Below are 14,570 nucleotides of genomic sequence, written 5' to 3' on the forward strand. Positions count from 1 at the left end.
ACCTCCCCCGCCGCCGACGGCGCTGCCGCGGGCGTGCCCGCGCCTGCGGGACCGGTGCGGGACCCGTGGCCGCCGCGGACGGGTGGTGAGCACGCACGGGACTCCGACCCGGACGAGGGCGCGGAGGGGGCGGACGAGCGGGAGGAGGCCCGCACCGGCGGCCGCTCGCACGCCTCCGTGGGCAACGGCGACGACTCCGGCCGTGAGCAGGACTGAGGCCGCCGCGCCGTCGTCGCCGCCCGCGCAGTCGGCGGGGCCGGGAGGCACCGGTCCGTCGCTCGGGCTCGTCGCGTCCGTGGTGGGCGTGCTCGCCGGCGTGGTCGGCTTCGTCGGCTCGTGGCGGCCCTCGCTCTGGTCGGACGAGGTCGCGACGATCTCGGCGGCCGACCGCTCGCCCGCGCAGCTGTGGGCCCTCGTGCAGCAGCTCGACGCGGTGCACGCCACGTACTACGCGCTCCTGCACGCGTGGACCTCGCTCGCCGGCACGTCGCCGGTGGCGGTGCGGCTGCCGAGCGCGCTCGCCGTCGCCGCCGCGGCGGCGGGCACCGTCGTCCTGGCCACCCGCCTGGCCGACCTGCGCACGGGAGCCGTGGCCGGAGCGGTCCTCGCGCTGCTCCCGCGGGCGGCCTGGGCCGCCACCGAGGCGAGGCCCTGGGCCCTGAGCCTCGCGCTCGCCGTCTTGGCGGGGGTCGCGCTGCACGCCGCGCTGGAGCGCCCGTCCTGGCGCCGGTGGGTCGTGTACGGCGTGCTCGGCGCGCTCGGGGTCGCCGTCAACGTGTACCTCGTGCTGCTGTGGCTGGCCCACGGCCTCACGGTCGCCCTCGTGCGGCGCGAGCGCCTCGGCGCGTGGCTCCTGACGGGCGCCGCCGCGGCCGTCCCGGTCGCCGGGCTCGGCTGGCTCGCGCTGCACCAGAGCGGGCAGCTCGGGGCCGGCGACCTCGGGCCGCTCGCGCTCGTGCGCTCCGTCGTCGTCAACCAGTGGTTCCTCGGGGACACGCCCACGCCCACGTCAGGCGCCGGGGCGTCGGACCCGGCGGTGTGGAAGTACGCGGCCGTCGCGCTGGCCGCGCTCGGCTGGGCGCTCGCGCTGCTGGGAGCGTGGCGGTCGCGGACGCGGCGTCCGGCCCTCCTCGCCTGGACCCTGCCGTGGCTGCTCGTGCCGACGGTGGCGCTGGTGGCGCTCGCGGTCGCCGACCCGTCGCTGTACAACCCCCGCTACCTGACGTTCTGCGCCCCGGCCCTCGCCGTGCTCGTCGCGGCGGGAGCCGTGTCCCTGCCGCGCCGCGCCGTCGTGGCGGTGGGGGTCGCCGCCGTCCTGCTCGTCGCGCCGGTCTGGGCGTCGCAGCGCAGCACGCTCGCGAAGAGCGGTGCGGACCTCGCGCTCGTCGCCGAGCAGCTGCGTGCCCGCGCCCGCCCGGGCGACGCCGTCTACTGGGGGCCCCGGGACGACGCCGTCGACGGCACGGTGCGCCGCAGCCTGCGGACCGTGGCGCTCGGCTACCCCGGGTCGGTCGAGGGCCTCGTCGACGTCACGCTCGACCAGGACCCGGCGCAGGGCCGCACGCTGTTCGGCACCTCGCGCGAGCTGGCCGCCAGCACCGCGCGGCTGCAGGACGTGAGCACCGTGTGGGTGGTCCGCCGCCAGGACCGCGTCGAGGAAGCGGCGCGCGACGACGCGCTGCTCGCGCGCGAGGGCTTCCACCCGGCCTGGTCCTGGCGCGGGAGCCAGACCGAGGTCGTGGAGCTGCGGCGATGAGCGCGCGCCCGCGAGGTCCGTGGGCCGCCGTCGGCGGGACGGCGCTCGTTAAGGTCCTGGTGCTCGGGTTGTCGGGCGTGCTCGGCATCGTCACGAGCCGCCTCATCCTCAGCCACTTCGGGGAGGCGGCGTACGCGCAGTACGGGCTCATCAGCGCCCTGCCGAACCTGCTGCCGTTCGCGGACCTCGGCATCGGGGCGGCCGTGGTCAACGCGATCGCCGAGTCCGCCGACCCGCGCCGCGACGTCGTCGTGCGCCGCACGATGACGAGCGCGCTGCGCATCCTGCTCTGCTCGGGCGGCGTCATCGCCGTCGTGAGCGTGGTGCTCGGCGTCACGGGCGTCTGGCCCGCGATCCTCGGCGACGACCTGCTGCCGGGCACCGGAGCCGTCGCGATGTGGTCCATGGTCCTGTTCGGGCTCGCGCTGCCGTTCACGATCGGCCAGCGCACGCTCATCGGCCTCGGCCGCAACCCCGCCCAGATCGCGACGCAGGCCCTCGTCGCGCCGTTCATCATGCTCGCGGTCGTCGTCACGCTGGCCGCGGGGTGGAGCGGCACGGTGCTGCCGCTGTGGTCCTACGTCGCGGCCGCCCTGGTCTCGGTGCTCTGCTTCCTCATCGCCCGCCGACTGCTCGGCCCGCAGCTCGGCGCGTCCGTCCGGGACGTGCCCCGCCGGCGCGCGGTGCCGGGCGTCCGCGTCATGCACGTCGCCGGCCCCATGCTCGTCCAGATGATCGCGCTGCCGATCGCGATGCAGACCGACCGCCTGCTGCTGAGCCACCTGGCGACGACGACGGAGCTCGCCCGCTACAACCTGGCGTCGCAGTTCTTCGGCATCGTCCTGCAGACGATCTCGGCGGCGGGCGTGGCGCTGTGGCCGATCTTCGCCAAGCACCGCTCGACCGGCACGATCCGCTCGCCGTTCGCGGCGATGTGGGCGTTCACCGGCGCCGCGCTCCTCGTCGCCGGGGTGCTCTGCGCCGTGCTGCCGTGGCTCACGGCCTTCGTCTCCGACGGGCGCATCACGCTGCCCTGGCAGCTCGTGGTCGCGTTCGTGGCCTTCGTCGCCGTGCAGGCCGCGAAGTACCCGCTCGGCATGTACATGACCGACGCCGCCGGGCTGCGCTTCCAGGTGCCGCCGATCCTCGTCCTGGTCCCGGCGAACCTCGCGCTGAGCTGGGCCCTCATCGGCCCTCTCGGTGCCGCCGGTCCGGTGGTCGGCTCGACGGTCACGGTGCTGCTGTGCCAGGTCCTGCCGAACGTCTGGTACGTCCGGCGGGACCTGCGCAGACGCCGCGAGGCGGCCTCGGCCCAGGACGTCCTGGCCGAGACCGCCTCGACGGAGTGACTCAGCGACCCTTGCTGATCGCGACGGGGCTGCCGTCCAGCCACGTGTTGTTCGAGGCGCTGAGGACGGCGGTGGTCGTCGCCGGCGACAGGATCGCGCAGCTCTTGACCCAGGTGTTGCCGCCGAAGACGTTGTCCTTGATCGTCATGCGCTGGATCGGGCCGTAGCTCTTCTCCGCGATGTTGATCGAGCACGCGCCGTTGTCGATGAAGTTGCCGGCCACCGTGACGTCGCTGACGTCGCCGCGGTCCTGCGTGATCATGATCGACGCGTTGTGCGTCCCCTGCATCGTGTTGCGGAGGAACTTGATGTTCTTCCCGATGGAGATCTGGGCGTTGTCGTCGTGCGTCGGGGTGTTGTTGTAGTTCGGGTCCTTCACCCAGTACGCGTTCGAGTGCAGCCACGAGTCCTGCACCGTCACGTTGTCGCCCGTGATGATCATCTGGTCGACGACGTCACGCATCTCGACCCGGGTGAGCGTGAAGTTCTTGCCGATGATGCCGCGCACCCGGTACGAGGGGTGCTGGGCGTAGATCTCCGAGTCGACGACCGTGACGCTGTCGGCCGCGTCGCGGATCTGGATGAGGCCGCGGTCGTAGGGCGGCACGGAGTCCGGGCCGACGATGCGGCTGTTGGTGATCACGACGTTCGGCGCGTGGATGCTCACGTAGCCGCGGATCTCGAGGCCGTCGATGTGCTTGCCCGGCTCGTCGATGACGAGGTCACCGTTGTGGACCTTCAGCGACGTCCCGCTCGGCACCCCGGTGTTGGAGGGGCCCGGCTTGCCCGACGGCGCCTTGACGCTCGGCGGAGCCCAGTTCTCCTTGGTGACCGGGGCGGTCGAGGTGGGCGTGGGGGTCGGCGTGGCCGTCTTGGTGGGCGTGGGCGTCGGCGTGGCCGTCTTCGTCGGCGTCGGCGTGGCCGTCTTGGTGGGCGTCGGCGTCGGGGTGGCCGTCTTCGTCGGCGTCGCGGTCGGCGTCGCCGACTTCGTGGGCGTCGCGGACTTCGTCGGCGTGGACGTCGCGGTGCCGGCCGGCACGACGTACTTCGTCAGCGTCACCGTCACGCGGGCGCTGGCCGAGGAGTTGTGCACGGTCACCGACCGCTGGCCCTTGAGCGCCACCGTGGTGGTCGCCTGCGCCGCGGACTGCGTCTTGGTGGTGAGCGCCGGCGACTTCGTGCAGCTCGCGGGCGCCGTCGTGCCGGCGCAGACGGAGACCTTCGTCGCCCGCCACGCGTACTTGGCCCAGACGGTGAACGTGGCCGACGTCGCGGTCGACGGCACGCTCTTCGGCAGCGCGACGGTGAGCGTCTTGCCGGGCTTGATGACCTGGTAGTCGACGACCTTCACGGCCGGCGACACGGTGACCGTCTTGGAGGTGGCCTCGGCGGCGCTGGCCGAGAACGCGTTGAACGCCACCAGCGCACCGGCGACGACGGCGAGAGCCATCAGCCAGGCGATCACGGGACGGGTCGGCTGCACGGCAGCCGCGCTCGTTCGATGGTGTACCACGGGGAACCTCTTCTTGATCACGTTCGTCACAGGTGTCTGCTTTGTCGGCGTGGTCCCCCCGGACCCATGAGCACAGAGCGCTGTTCTCAGGAGGATTCACCCATTCGGTCGTCCAGTAGGGAAGCACATGACACCCGTCGATCCGGACGCGACGGCTCTCCGGCCCTCCGGATCGGCCGCGATCACCCGGGGCCAGGGGGCCGTGACCGTTCCGTTACCTGCGACAACGTTCACCCGCGCGTCACTCGGACGGGGGATACCGGTCACACTGTGACGTTCGTCACAGCAGAACGGACAACCGCGACATCTCGGGCATCCGGAGCGCCTCGATAGGATCAGCGTCGATGCAGCCGACCGACGATCCACGCCCCCGGTCCCTCGTCGTGGCGCACCCCAGCCCCGACCTGTACGGCTCCGACCGCCAGCTGCTCGAGACGGTCGGCGCCCTCGTCCGCGCGGCCTGGACGGTCACCGTCGTCCTCCCGGACGACGGCCCGCTCGTCGCCGAGCTCGAGGCGCGCGGCGCCCGCGCGGTGCTCGTCCCCTACCCGGTCCTGCGCAAGGCGGAGCTGCACCCCCGCCGCCTCCCGGGGCTGCTCGCCGGGCTGGCGCGCGCCACCGTCGGCTCGGCCCGGGCGCTGCGCCGTGAGCGTCCCGACGCCGTCCTGGTCAACACGCTGACCGTCCCGAGCTGGCTGGCGGCGGCCGGGCTCGCCGGCGTCCCCGCGCTCTGCCACGTGCACGAGGCGGAGGAGGACCAGCCGACGGCCGTCCGGTTCCTGCTCGCCGCGCAGCTCCTCGCCGCGCGCGTCGTCGTCGCCAACTCGCACGCGGCCGCCGAGGTGCTGCGCCGCTCGGTGCCGCGGCTGGCGCGCCGGACCCGGGTGGTCCACAACGGCGTCCCCGGCCCCGTCGACGAGCCGACCCCGCCGCGCCGGGAGCTCGACGGTGCGGCGCACCTCGCCCTCGTCGGCCGGCTGTCGCCCCGCAAGGGGGTCGACGTCGCGCTGGACGCCGTCCGGCTCCTGCGCGAGGAGGGCCGCGACGTCCGCCTCACCGTCTGCGGGACGCCGTTCGCGGGCTACGAGTGGTACGAGCAGGAGCTCGCGTCCCGGGCCGCGTCCGCGCCGCTCGAGGGGGCCGTGCAGCTGCTCGGGTACGTCCGGCCGACGTGGCCCGTCCTGGCCGGGTGCGACGTCGCGCTCGTGCCCTCCCGCGTCGAGCCGTTCGGCAACACGGCGGTGGAGGCGCTCCTCGCCCGGCGTCCGCTCGTCGCCTCCCGCACCCAGGGGCTGCGCGAGGTCGTCCGCGACGGCGAGACCGGCCTCCTCGTCCCCCCGGGCGACCCCCGGGCGCTGGCCGACGCGATCGCGACCCTGCTCGACGACCGGGCGCTGGCGTCCGACCTCGCGACGCGCGGCCGCGTCGACGCGCTCGACCGGTTCTCCGTCGACGCCTACGCGCGGCAGGTCGTGCGGGCGGTCGAGGACACGGTCGGCTGACCCGCGGCCTCAGGCGGCGGGCGCACCGCCGGCGGACGCGCCGAGCCGGCCCATCTCCCGGAACCACTTGCCCAGCGCGAGCGCGAGGTACACCGCCGTGGCGAGCACGACGAGCCCGTAGAGCACCACGAACCCCGAGATCCAGCCGTAGAGCAGGAACAGCAGGCAGAGCACCCCGTAGTCCGTGGGCAGGGCCACGAGCGAGCGCAGCCAAGGCAGGCGGCCGCCCGGCGCCGCGGTGCTCCGGACGCCGTGCGCGCGGCGCAGCTGCTCCGTGAGGATCATCGCGAAGAAGTACACCGGGCCGACCACCGCGTGCACGATCGGCACGAGCAGCCACGCGCGGTCCACGGCGTCGAAGCGGTACCACCCCACGAGCAGGGCCAGCGGCATGGCGGAGATCTTGGTCGCGTCGACGACGTGGTCGAGCCACTCCCCGGCCGGGCTGCCCCGCCCCGTCAGGCGCGCCACCTGGCCGTCGGCGGAGTCGAGCGCGTACCCGAGGACGAGCAGCACCGCGACCAGCACGCCGACCCACCACGCGGGCGCGAGCAGGGCGGTGGCCGCGATGCCGCCGAAGGTGGCGAGGGCGCTGAGGCCCGTCACCGCGTTCGGGGAGAGCCCGCGACGGAAGGCCCACGCCGCCAGCAGCCGCCCGAGCCGCCGGTTGACGAACCGGGAGTAGGCGGGGGCGCCGCGCGCCGCGTCCTTCTGCGCGGACGCCAGCAGCTGCACGGTCTCGAGGTACGTGGGCATCAGGAGCCCTCCTCCCCCCGCCGGCGTGCGCGGCGCTGCGGCCCCGGGACCGTCCGGGTGCTCAGGTCGCGCGCCAGGCGCTCGTAGTCGTCCGCCACGCGGTCCCAGTCGAAGTCCGCCGCGCGGGCACGGCCGGCGACGCCCCGCTCGCGCGTCGCCTCCGGGTCGGCCTCGGCCTTCTCCACCAGCTCCGCGACGTCGAGCGGGGTCGAGAAGTACACGCCCGCGCCCTGCAGGACCTCCCGGTTGAAGGAGACGTCGAACGCGGTCGTCGGCGCGGACGCGCCGATCGCGCGCAGGAGCGACGGGTTCGTCCCCCCGACCGAGTGCCCGTGCAGGTAGGTGAAGGCGTGCCGGTAGAGCTGGTCGAGCAGCGCCTGGTCCCACACCCCGCCGAGCATCCGGATGCGGGCGTCGCCCTCCGCGACGGCGTGCACGGCCGAGACGTACTCGTCCGCGTAGGGGGCCGACCCCACGACCACGAGCGGGAGGCGCGCGGACGAGCGCGCGTAGCCCTCCACCACCTGGAGCACGTGGTTCTCCTTCTCGAACCGCGCGACCACGAGGTGGTACCCGCGCGCCTCGAGGCCGAGCTCGGCCAGCCGGTCGTCCGTGACGTCGTCGAGCAGCGGCGCGCCGTACGGGATGTAGCGCGACGGCACGTCGAACTCCGACCGGTAGTAGTCCGCGATGCCGTGCGCGTCCGAGATGAGCGCGTCCGACCACCGGACGCTCGCCTGCTCGGCCCACCGGTAGTACTGCCGCCCGCGGGCTCCCCACTTGGCGCGCTTCCACTCCAGCCCGTCGACGTGCGTCGCGACGGGCACGCGGGCGAGCCGCAGGAGCGGCAGGAACGGGGCGTTGGCGGCGTTGAACACGAACGCGACGTCCGTACGCCGCACGAGCAGGTGGGCGGCGGACAACCCGGTGTGGGAGAGCGTCTCCAGCTCGCGCCGGCGCACCGCCGGGAGCGTGACGAGCTCCATCCCGCGGTACGTGCGCCGGCGGGCGTCGTCGTCGTTCCCCGCCCGGCAGTACACGCGGACGCGGTGCCCGCGGGCGGACAGCCGCGAGCCGATCTCCTCGACGGCGGTCTCGAACCCGCCGTAGCGCGCGGGGACCCCGCGCGTCCCGACGAGCGCGATCGACAGCCGCGCGTCCCGTTCCCGCACCAGGTCCCCTCTCGTCCCGTCTCGTCAGCCTAGGAAGCCGGCGTGCCCACGGCGGTGGACGCGCGTCGATCTCACCCTCCCGACCGTGGGTGAGATCAGCGGCCCGTGGAGGGGCCGCGCAGCGCTCGCCGTCAGTACGCCCCGCTGGGCCGCAGCACGGCGCGTGCCGTCTTCCAGAGGATCTGCAGGTCCATCCCGACGGACCAGTTGTCCGCGTAGCGCAGGTCGAGCCGCACCGCGTCGTCCCAGTCGAGGTCGGAGCGGCCGCTGATCTGCCAGAGCCCGGTCAGGCCCGGCTTCACGCGCAGCCGGCGGTGCACCTGGTCCTCGTACGCCTGCACCTCGCTGACGAGCGGCGGGCGCGGGCCGACGAGCGACATGTCGCCCCGCACCACGTTCCACAGCTGCGGCAGCTCGTCGAGCGAGAACTTGCGCATGAACCGGCCGAGCGGCGTCACGCGGGGGTCGTCGCGGAGCTTGAACAGGACGCCGGAGCCCTCGTTGCGGGCCAGCAGCTCCTCGCGGCGCGCGTCCGCGTCCACGTACATCGAGCGCAGCTTCCACATCGTGAAGGGGCGACCGTCGACGCCCGCACGGGTCGCGCCGTAGAACGCCGGTCCCGGCGACGTCAGCTTCACGAGCACCGCGAGCACCGCGACGACCGGCAGCGCGAGGAGCGCGGCGAGGGGCGTGATCGTCCAGTCCATCGCGGCCTTCGCGAGCAGCCGGCGGCGCGGCGGGGCGACCTCGACCTCCAGCATCGGCACGGAGCCGGACGGGCGGACGGTCAGGCGCGGGCGGCTGACCTCGACGAGCTCCGGGACCACCACGAGGGCCGCGCCGGCGCGGTCGAGCGCCCACGACAGCCGTCGCGTCGCGTCGCCGCTGAGCACTCCCCCGGTGACGATGACGACGTCGATCGCGTAGTCCGCGACGACCTGCACCACGTCGGCGATCGCGCCGAGCACCGGAACGGTGTCCGCGTCCGCCTCGTCCTCGATCGACGGCAGGCACATGCCCACGACGTCGTAGCCCTCGTGCGGCGCGGCCTGGAGGTCCGTCGCGGCGCGCGCGGCGCTGCCCGGCGAGCCGATGACGACGGTCCGCTGCATGTCCAGGCCCAGCCGGCGCTGGTGGTGCAGGCGCTTGCGCAGCACGTACCGCGCGACGGAGGCGGCCAGGACGAGTGCCGGGACGCCGATGAAGACGACCGACCGCGGCGGGCTCGCCTGCAGCGTGAACGCCGTCATGATGACGGCCGCGGACAGGAGCATGCCGCCGAGGCCGACGGACTGGAACTCCTGCACCCCGGTCCCGATGCGGTGCATGTGGTAGCCGTGCAGGACGGCCACGCAGGCCACGAACCCGACGGCCGCGAGCGCCACCCACAGGGCGGTGCCGAGCGAGGCGCCGAGCCGCGGCTCGAGGATCGTCGTGCCCACCGTCGCGGCGAGCAGCAGGTCGGACGCCACGACGCTGCGCCGGTAGCGCAGCCCCGCGACCGCCCAGCCCCGCGAGCGGACCTCGGGCTCGTTGAACGGGGTGTGACGGACGTCGAACGGGCGCGGCGACGCCCACGACAGGCGCGGCCCCAGCGCGTGGGCGCGCCGGTCGCTCCAGTCGTGGTCCGGCGCCGCACCGCGGTCCGCCGTCAGCGTCATGGCAACCCCCCGGAAGTCATGTGAACAGGGGGAGGCTATCCGTGCTGGTCTGTACCGATCAGTACCTTCTGTCCGATTTCACCCGGACGTGACCGATTTCATCCCATGTGCCGTGACGCCGCGTCACGGCCGCTGTCACCCGGCTCAGGCGCGGGTGTGGAACCGGAGCTGCGCGGCCTCGAGGCCGTCGAGGACGACCGCCTCGACCGCGTCGGCGGCGCGGTCCAGCAGCCAGGGCAGGTCCTTCTGCTCGGGCTTGGCGAAGTCCTTGAGGACGAAGTCGGCGGGGTCCTGCCGGCCCGGCGGGCGCCCGACGCCCACGCGCACCCGCACGTAGTCCTTCGTGCCGAGCGCCTTGGTGGTGTCGCGCAGCCCGTTGTGGCCGCCCTCGCCGCCGCCCTTCTTGAGGCGCACGTCGGCGAACGGGATGTCCAGCTCGTCGTGCACCATGACGACCCGCTCGGGCGGGACGTCGTAGTAGCGCGCGAGCGCCGCGACGGGGCCGCCGGAGACGTTCATGTACGTCGTCGGCTTCGCCAGGACGACGCGCGGGCCCGGTGCCCCTCCGGGCAGGGTGCCGAGCCGCGCCTCCGCGACGGCCGCCTGCGGGCGCCGGGAGAGCACGCCGCCGCGGCCGGCGGCGAACGCGGCGCCCGTGCGGCGCGCCAGCTCGTCGAGCACCATCTGGCCCACGTTGTGCCGGTTGCCGGCGTACTGCGGCCCCGGGTTGCCCAGCCCGACGACGAGCCAGGGTCCCTCTGCCATGCGTCCTCCCGGGTCGCCGTCGCCGGCGGGTCGTACGCCGACGCCCGGCCCGTGCGAGACGGTACCGGGCGTCGGCGGTGGTGCGTGCGCAGCGGTGCTGCGGGGGGTCAGGACTCCTGGCCGGCCTCGGCGGCCGCGCCGGAGGCGGCGGACTGCTCGGCGGCGAGCTCCGCGGCGGCCTCGTCGGCGGCGACGTCGTCCGCGCTCACCTGCGGCACCGAGATCGTGACGACGATCGTCTCGCCGTCCGTCACGAGCGACGTGCCCTGCGGCAGCGTGATGTCGGCCGCCGTGATGACCGCGCCGGCCTCGGCGCCCTCGATCGAGACCTCGACCGCGGCGGGCAGGTGCGTCGCCTCGGCCTCGAGCGACAGCGTCTGCGTGTCGACGAGGTGGATCGTGCCGGGGGCGGACTCGCCCACGACGTGCACCGGCACGTCGACGGCGACCTTCTCGCCCTTCTTCACGATGAGCAGGTCGACGTGCTCGATCGTCATCTTGACCGGGTCGACCTGGACGTCCTTGGCGATCGCCAGCGTCTTCTTGCCCTCGAGGTCGATCTCGAAGAGGGCGTTCGCGTGCTTGACCGCGAGCATCGTCTCGTGGCCCGGCAGGGCGACGTGCAGCGGGTCGGAGCCGTGGCCGTACAGGACGGCGGGCACCTGGTGGGCGCGGCGCAGGCGGCGGGCGGCGCCCTTGCCGAACTCCGTGCGCGTGGTGGCGGCGAGCTTGATCTCGGACACGTGGACTCCCAACGGGCTTGGTGGTGGCCCGCGGCGAGCGGGCGTTCAGGTGCGGTACGGGCGGCGCGAGCACGCGACGACCGTGGGTGCGTGTGGTGGCCTCGACGCGGGACGCAGGACGGGCACGCGGAGGCGGGCCACCCTGTCGATCACGGACCGGGGACCGCCGTCGTGGACCGAGCCACTCGCCGACCGTCCGTCGTCCCTCGCCGAGGCAACCCGAAGATCCTACCCGGTCGGCGCCGGTCCTCGGAAACGCGGGCCTGGTTGACCGCGACCTCGCGGCGGCCCAGGAACCGGCGCTCGACGAGGTGGTACGAGACGGCCGCGCAGGCGACCGACGCGGCGGCCACGACGACGAAACGCAGGAGGTAGCCGGCGCTCGAGCCGCCGGTCGTCCCGAGGTACGGACCCAGCTCGCGCGTGATGGGCAGGTGCCACAGGTACAGCCCGAAGCTCACGACGCCCAGGTACCGCACGACCCGGTGGTCGAGCGCCGCCCGGACCGGGTTGGGTCGCAGGCAGACGCCGACGATGACGAGCGCGAAGCACAGGGACAGCCCGGGCCGCAGGAGGACGAGCGGCCACGGGCCGAACGACGTCGACGCCGTCCAGAAGCCGTCGAGCGTCAGCACCTTCTGGATGAGCAGCGTGAGGCCGGCCGCTCCGGCCACGCCCGCGACGGCCAGCGCCAGCAGCAGGCGGCCCGGCACGCGGTCGGGGTCGCGCTCGACCCGGACCCAGAGCACGGCCGCGACCATCCCGAAGGCGAACTGGTCGATCACGCCCGGGAACTGCATGATCGGCGTGAAGAACCGGTCGGCGTCGACGAACGTCACGACGGCCCAGCGGAACGCCGCCCCCAGCGCGACCACCGCGGGCAGCCCCCACCACCAGCGGCGGCCCACGAACGCCTTGGCCAGGAACGGCAGGGCGAGGTAGAACGCCGCCTCGCAGTAGAGCGACCAGTACACGGCGTTGAGCGAGGGGTAGCCGAGGTAGCCGGCGGTGAACGTGGCGTCCGCGGCGATCGTCGCCCAGCCCCTGCCGGACAGCAGCAGCGCGGGGCCGGCGAGCAGCGCGAGGATCGCCAGGTTCAGCCAGAACCCGGGGACGATGCGGCGCGCGCGGCGGGTGTAGAACGTCCGCAGGCTCGTCCGGGCGCCGGTGCCGTGCGCGCGCGCGAACGGGATCATGAGGATGAAGCCCGAGATCGCGAAGAACAGGTCCACGCCGACCCAGCCGACGGCGGACGCGGCCGGCACGGGTCCGCTCGCCTGCCGGGCGAGGAACTGCACGTGGTACGCGATGACCGCCAGGGCGGCGAGCGCCCGCAGGCCGTCGAGGCCCACCACGACGCCGGGCCGGCGCTCGGCGACGGGCTCGACCACCGGCTCGGTCACGGGCTCGGTCACGGGCTCGGTCGCGGGCGGCGCGGCGTCGGCGACGGCGACGGCCTCGTGCCGCTCCTCGTCCGACGCCTCGACAGCCATGCACCGACAGTAGGAGGACGAAGGGCGCCCGCTGCGCCCGGTATGGGGTGAATTGCCGCCGGGCGTCAGGCGGTCGGGGCCGCCCACGCCCAGCGCACGACGAGGGCCGCGTGCACCGACTGCTCGCCGGCGTCGACGGGCACGTCGAGCTTGGCGGCCGACTCCGTCCGCGCGAGGCGCAGCGGCGCGGCGCCGCCGGCCTCGTCCTCGCGGATCCAGACGACGTCGCCGAGCGAGCGGCCGGCCAGGTGCGCGAGGTGCGCGGCCTTCGCGGCGGCGTCGTCGTAGGCGGCCTCGCGTGCGGTCGCCTCCGCCTGGGCGGGGTCGCTGACGACGAGGCGCAGCCCGCCCAGCCAGGCGGACGAGCCCCCGGCCTCCAGCGCGGCGCCGATCGTCGGCCCCGCGGCGCCCACGTCGGTCAGCGTGACGAGGAGGCCGAGCCGGGCCACGACCCGGACGGTCCCCTGCTCGGTCGTCTCCGTCCAGGTGGAGGTCGACGAGGTCCGCACGGCGCGGGCGTCGACGCCCGCGGCCGTCAGCGCGGAGCGCATGCGCGTGAGCGCGCCCGTGGCTTCCGCGAGCGCGGCGCCCACGTCCGCCGCGCGCACCTCCGCACCGAGGTCGACGACGACGACGTCGGGCTCCGCGGCGGCCGAGCCGGTGCCGCGGACCGTGACGCCGCCGCCGGCGCGGTCCCGGCGGCCCTCGCCGGCGAGGGCGTCGTCAGCGCTCATGTCGCGCCCGGCTCAGGCGTTGCCGTCGAACAGGCTGGTGACGGACCCGTCGTCGAACACCTCGCGGATCGCGCGCGCGATGAGCGGCGCGACCGACAGGACGGTGAGCTTGGGGAACCGCTTGTCGTCGTCGATCGGCAGCGTGTCGGTGATGATGACCTCGCGCGCGCCGCACTCCTGCAGCCGGTCGACCGCGGGGGCGGACAGCACGCCGTGCGTCGCCGCGACGATGACGTCCTTCGCGCCGGCCTCGAGCAGCACCCGCACCGCGCCGGTGATCGTGCCGGCGGTGTCGATGAGGTCGTCGGTGATGACGCACGAGCGGCCCTCGACGTCACCGACGACCCGGTTGGCGACGGCCTGGTTGGGGCGGCGGATGTCCCGCGTCTTGTGGACGAAGGCCAGGGGCCCGCCGCCGAGCTTGGCCGCCCACTGCTCGGCCACGCGGATGCGGCCGGCGTCCGGCGAGACGACCGTGACGTTCGACAGGTCCACGCGGGTGCGCACGTACTCCGTGAGGATCGGCATGGCCCAGAGGTGGTCGACGGGGCCGTCGAAGAACCCCTGGATCTGCGCCGAGTGCAGGTCGATGCTCATGAGCCGGTCCGCCCCGGCGGTCTTGAACAGGTCGGCCATGAGGCGGGCGGAGATCGGCTCGCGGCCCCGGTGCTTCTTGTCCTGGCGCGCGTACCCGTAGAACGGGGCGACCACGGTGATCGTCTTGGCCGAGGCCCGCTTGAGCGCGTCGACCATGAGCAGCTGCTCCATGATCCACTGGTTGATGGGCGACGCGTGCGACTGCAGCACGAACGCGTCGGCGCCGCGCACCGACTCCCCGAACCGGGTGTAGATCTCCCCGTTCGCGAACTCGTACGCCGTCGTCGGCACGAGGTCGATGCCGAGCGCGTCGGCGACCGACTGCGCGAGCTCCGGGTGCGCGCGCCCGGAGACGAGGACGAGCTGCTTGATGCCGTCGTGGGAGACGATCCCCGTCATCGGGTGGTGCCCTTCAGCGTCGGGTCGGTGGGGTCGGCCAGGTCGGTGAGGTCGGCGATCTGCGCGGGCTGGCCCGGCAGCGGGCGTGGCGGCGTCGGGGCGCTGCCGGCGGCGGCCTGCGCGGCGCGCT

The 14,570-nt window shown here is 74.4% G+C and carries 13 protein-coding genes; 4 read left to right on the forward strand and 9 right to left on the reverse strand.

What is annotated here, in order from left to right:
* From HGCM_RS19545 to HGCM_RS01095, 3 genes are all read left to right on the forward strand, one after another.
* Positions 1 to 216, forward strand: a 216-nt coding sequence (locus tag HGCM_RS19545; RefSeq protein WP_026075164.1) for a hypothetical protein, incomplete at its 5' end; no start/stop codon positions are given.
* A complete protein-coding gene (locus tag HGCM_RS19550; RefSeq protein WP_019135052.1) occupies positions 203 to 1,756 on the forward strand; it encodes a glycosyltransferase family 39 protein in 1,554 nt (517 codons plus the stop codon). The genes HGCM_RS19545 and HGCM_RS19550, both read left to right, overlap by 14 nt.
* Positions 1,753 to 3,105: a lipopolysaccharide biosynthesis protein gene (locus HGCM_RS01095; RefSeq protein WP_026075165.1), complete on the forward strand. Its 1,353-nt coding sequence runs from the start codon at positions 1,753 to 1,755 to the stop codon at positions 3,103 to 3,105. Before HGCM_RS19550 ends, HGCM_RS01095 begins: the two co-directional genes overlap by 4 nt.
* 1 nt (position 3,106) lies before the next feature.
* On the opposite strand, the gene HGCM_RS20150 is transcribed toward HGCM_RS01095, so the two are convergent.
* Complete coding sequence (locus tag HGCM_RS20150) at positions 3,107 to 4,555, reverse strand: right-handed parallel beta-helix repeat-containing protein (RefSeq protein ID WP_154653409.1); 1,449 nt, start codon at positions 4,553 to 4,555, stop codon at positions 3,107 to 3,109.
* A 407-nt stretch (positions 4,556 to 4,962) separates the two neighbouring features.
* Here HGCM_RS20150 and HGCM_RS01105 point away from each other — a divergent pair, with 407 nt between their 5' ends.
* Positions 4,963 to 6,120 carry a glycosyltransferase family 4 protein gene (locus tag HGCM_RS01105; RefSeq protein ID WP_019135055.1) on the forward strand — a complete coding sequence of 386 codons (1,158 nt, stop codon included), beginning with the start codon at positions 4,963 to 4,965 and terminating at the stop codon, positions 6,118 to 6,120.
* 9 nt (positions 6,121 to 6,129) lie between these two features.
* On the opposite strand, the gene HGCM_RS01110 is transcribed toward HGCM_RS01105, so the two are convergent.
* From HGCM_RS01110 to HGCM_RS01145, 8 genes are all read right to left on the reverse strand, one after another.
* On the reverse strand, positions 6,130 to 6,876 hold the full coding sequence (locus HGCM_RS01110) for a CDP-alcohol phosphatidyltransferase family protein (protein ID WP_019135056.1): 747 nt from the start codon (positions 6,874 to 6,876) through the stop codon (positions 6,130 to 6,132).
* On the reverse strand, positions 6,876 to 8,048 hold the full coding sequence (locus HGCM_RS01115; RefSeq protein ID WP_019135057.1) for a DUF1972 domain-containing protein: 1,173 nt from the start codon (positions 8,046 to 8,048) through the stop codon (positions 6,876 to 6,878). The genes HGCM_RS01110 and HGCM_RS01115 overlap by 1 nt, the downstream gene beginning before the upstream one ends.
* Positions 8,049 to 8,179: 131 nt before the next feature.
* Positions 8,180 to 9,709: a sugar transferase gene (locus HGCM_RS01120; RefSeq protein WP_019135058.1), complete on the reverse strand. Its 1,530-nt coding sequence runs from the start codon at positions 9,707 to 9,709 to the stop codon at positions 8,180 to 8,182.
* A 144-nt stretch (positions 9,710 to 9,853) separates the two neighbouring features.
* Positions 9,854 to 10,474: an aminoacyl-tRNA hydrolase gene (gene pth, locus HGCM_RS01125; protein ID WP_019135059.1), complete on the reverse strand. Its 621-nt coding sequence runs from the start codon at positions 10,472 to 10,474 to the stop codon at positions 9,854 to 9,856.
* Positions 10,475 to 10,581: 107 nt separating this feature from the next.
* Positions 10,582 to 11,217 (reverse strand): 50S ribosomal protein L25/general stress protein Ctc, encoded by a 636-nt coding sequence (locus HGCM_RS01130; RefSeq protein ID WP_019135060.1) that lies wholly within the window; start codon positions 11,215 to 11,217, stop codon positions 10,582 to 10,584.
* Between the two features lie 149 nt (positions 11,218 to 11,366).
* The gene (locus HGCM_RS01135) at positions 11,367 to 12,710 is read right to left on the reverse strand and encodes an acyltransferase family protein (protein ID WP_019135061.1); all 1,344 of its coding nucleotides are present in this window, start codon (positions 12,708 to 12,710) and stop codon (positions 11,367 to 11,369) included.
* Between the two features lie 65 nt (positions 12,711 to 12,775).
* Entirely contained in the window at positions 12,776 to 13,444 is a 669-nt protein-coding gene (locus HGCM_RS01140) for an SIMPL domain-containing protein (protein WP_019135062.1), read from the reverse strand.
* 12 nt (positions 13,445 to 13,456) lie between these two features.
* Entirely contained in the window at positions 13,457 to 14,440 is a 984-nt protein-coding gene (locus HGCM_RS01145; RefSeq protein WP_019135063.1) for a ribose-phosphate diphosphokinase, read from the reverse strand.
* Positions 14,441 to 14,570 lie beyond the last annotated feature (130 nt).

The sequence above is a fragment of the Cellulomonas massiliensis JC225 genome (assembly GCF_000312005.1).
GTDB classification, from domain to species: domain Bacteria; phylum Actinomycetota; class Actinomycetes; order Actinomycetales; family Cellulomonadaceae; genus Cellulomonas; species Cellulomonas massiliensis.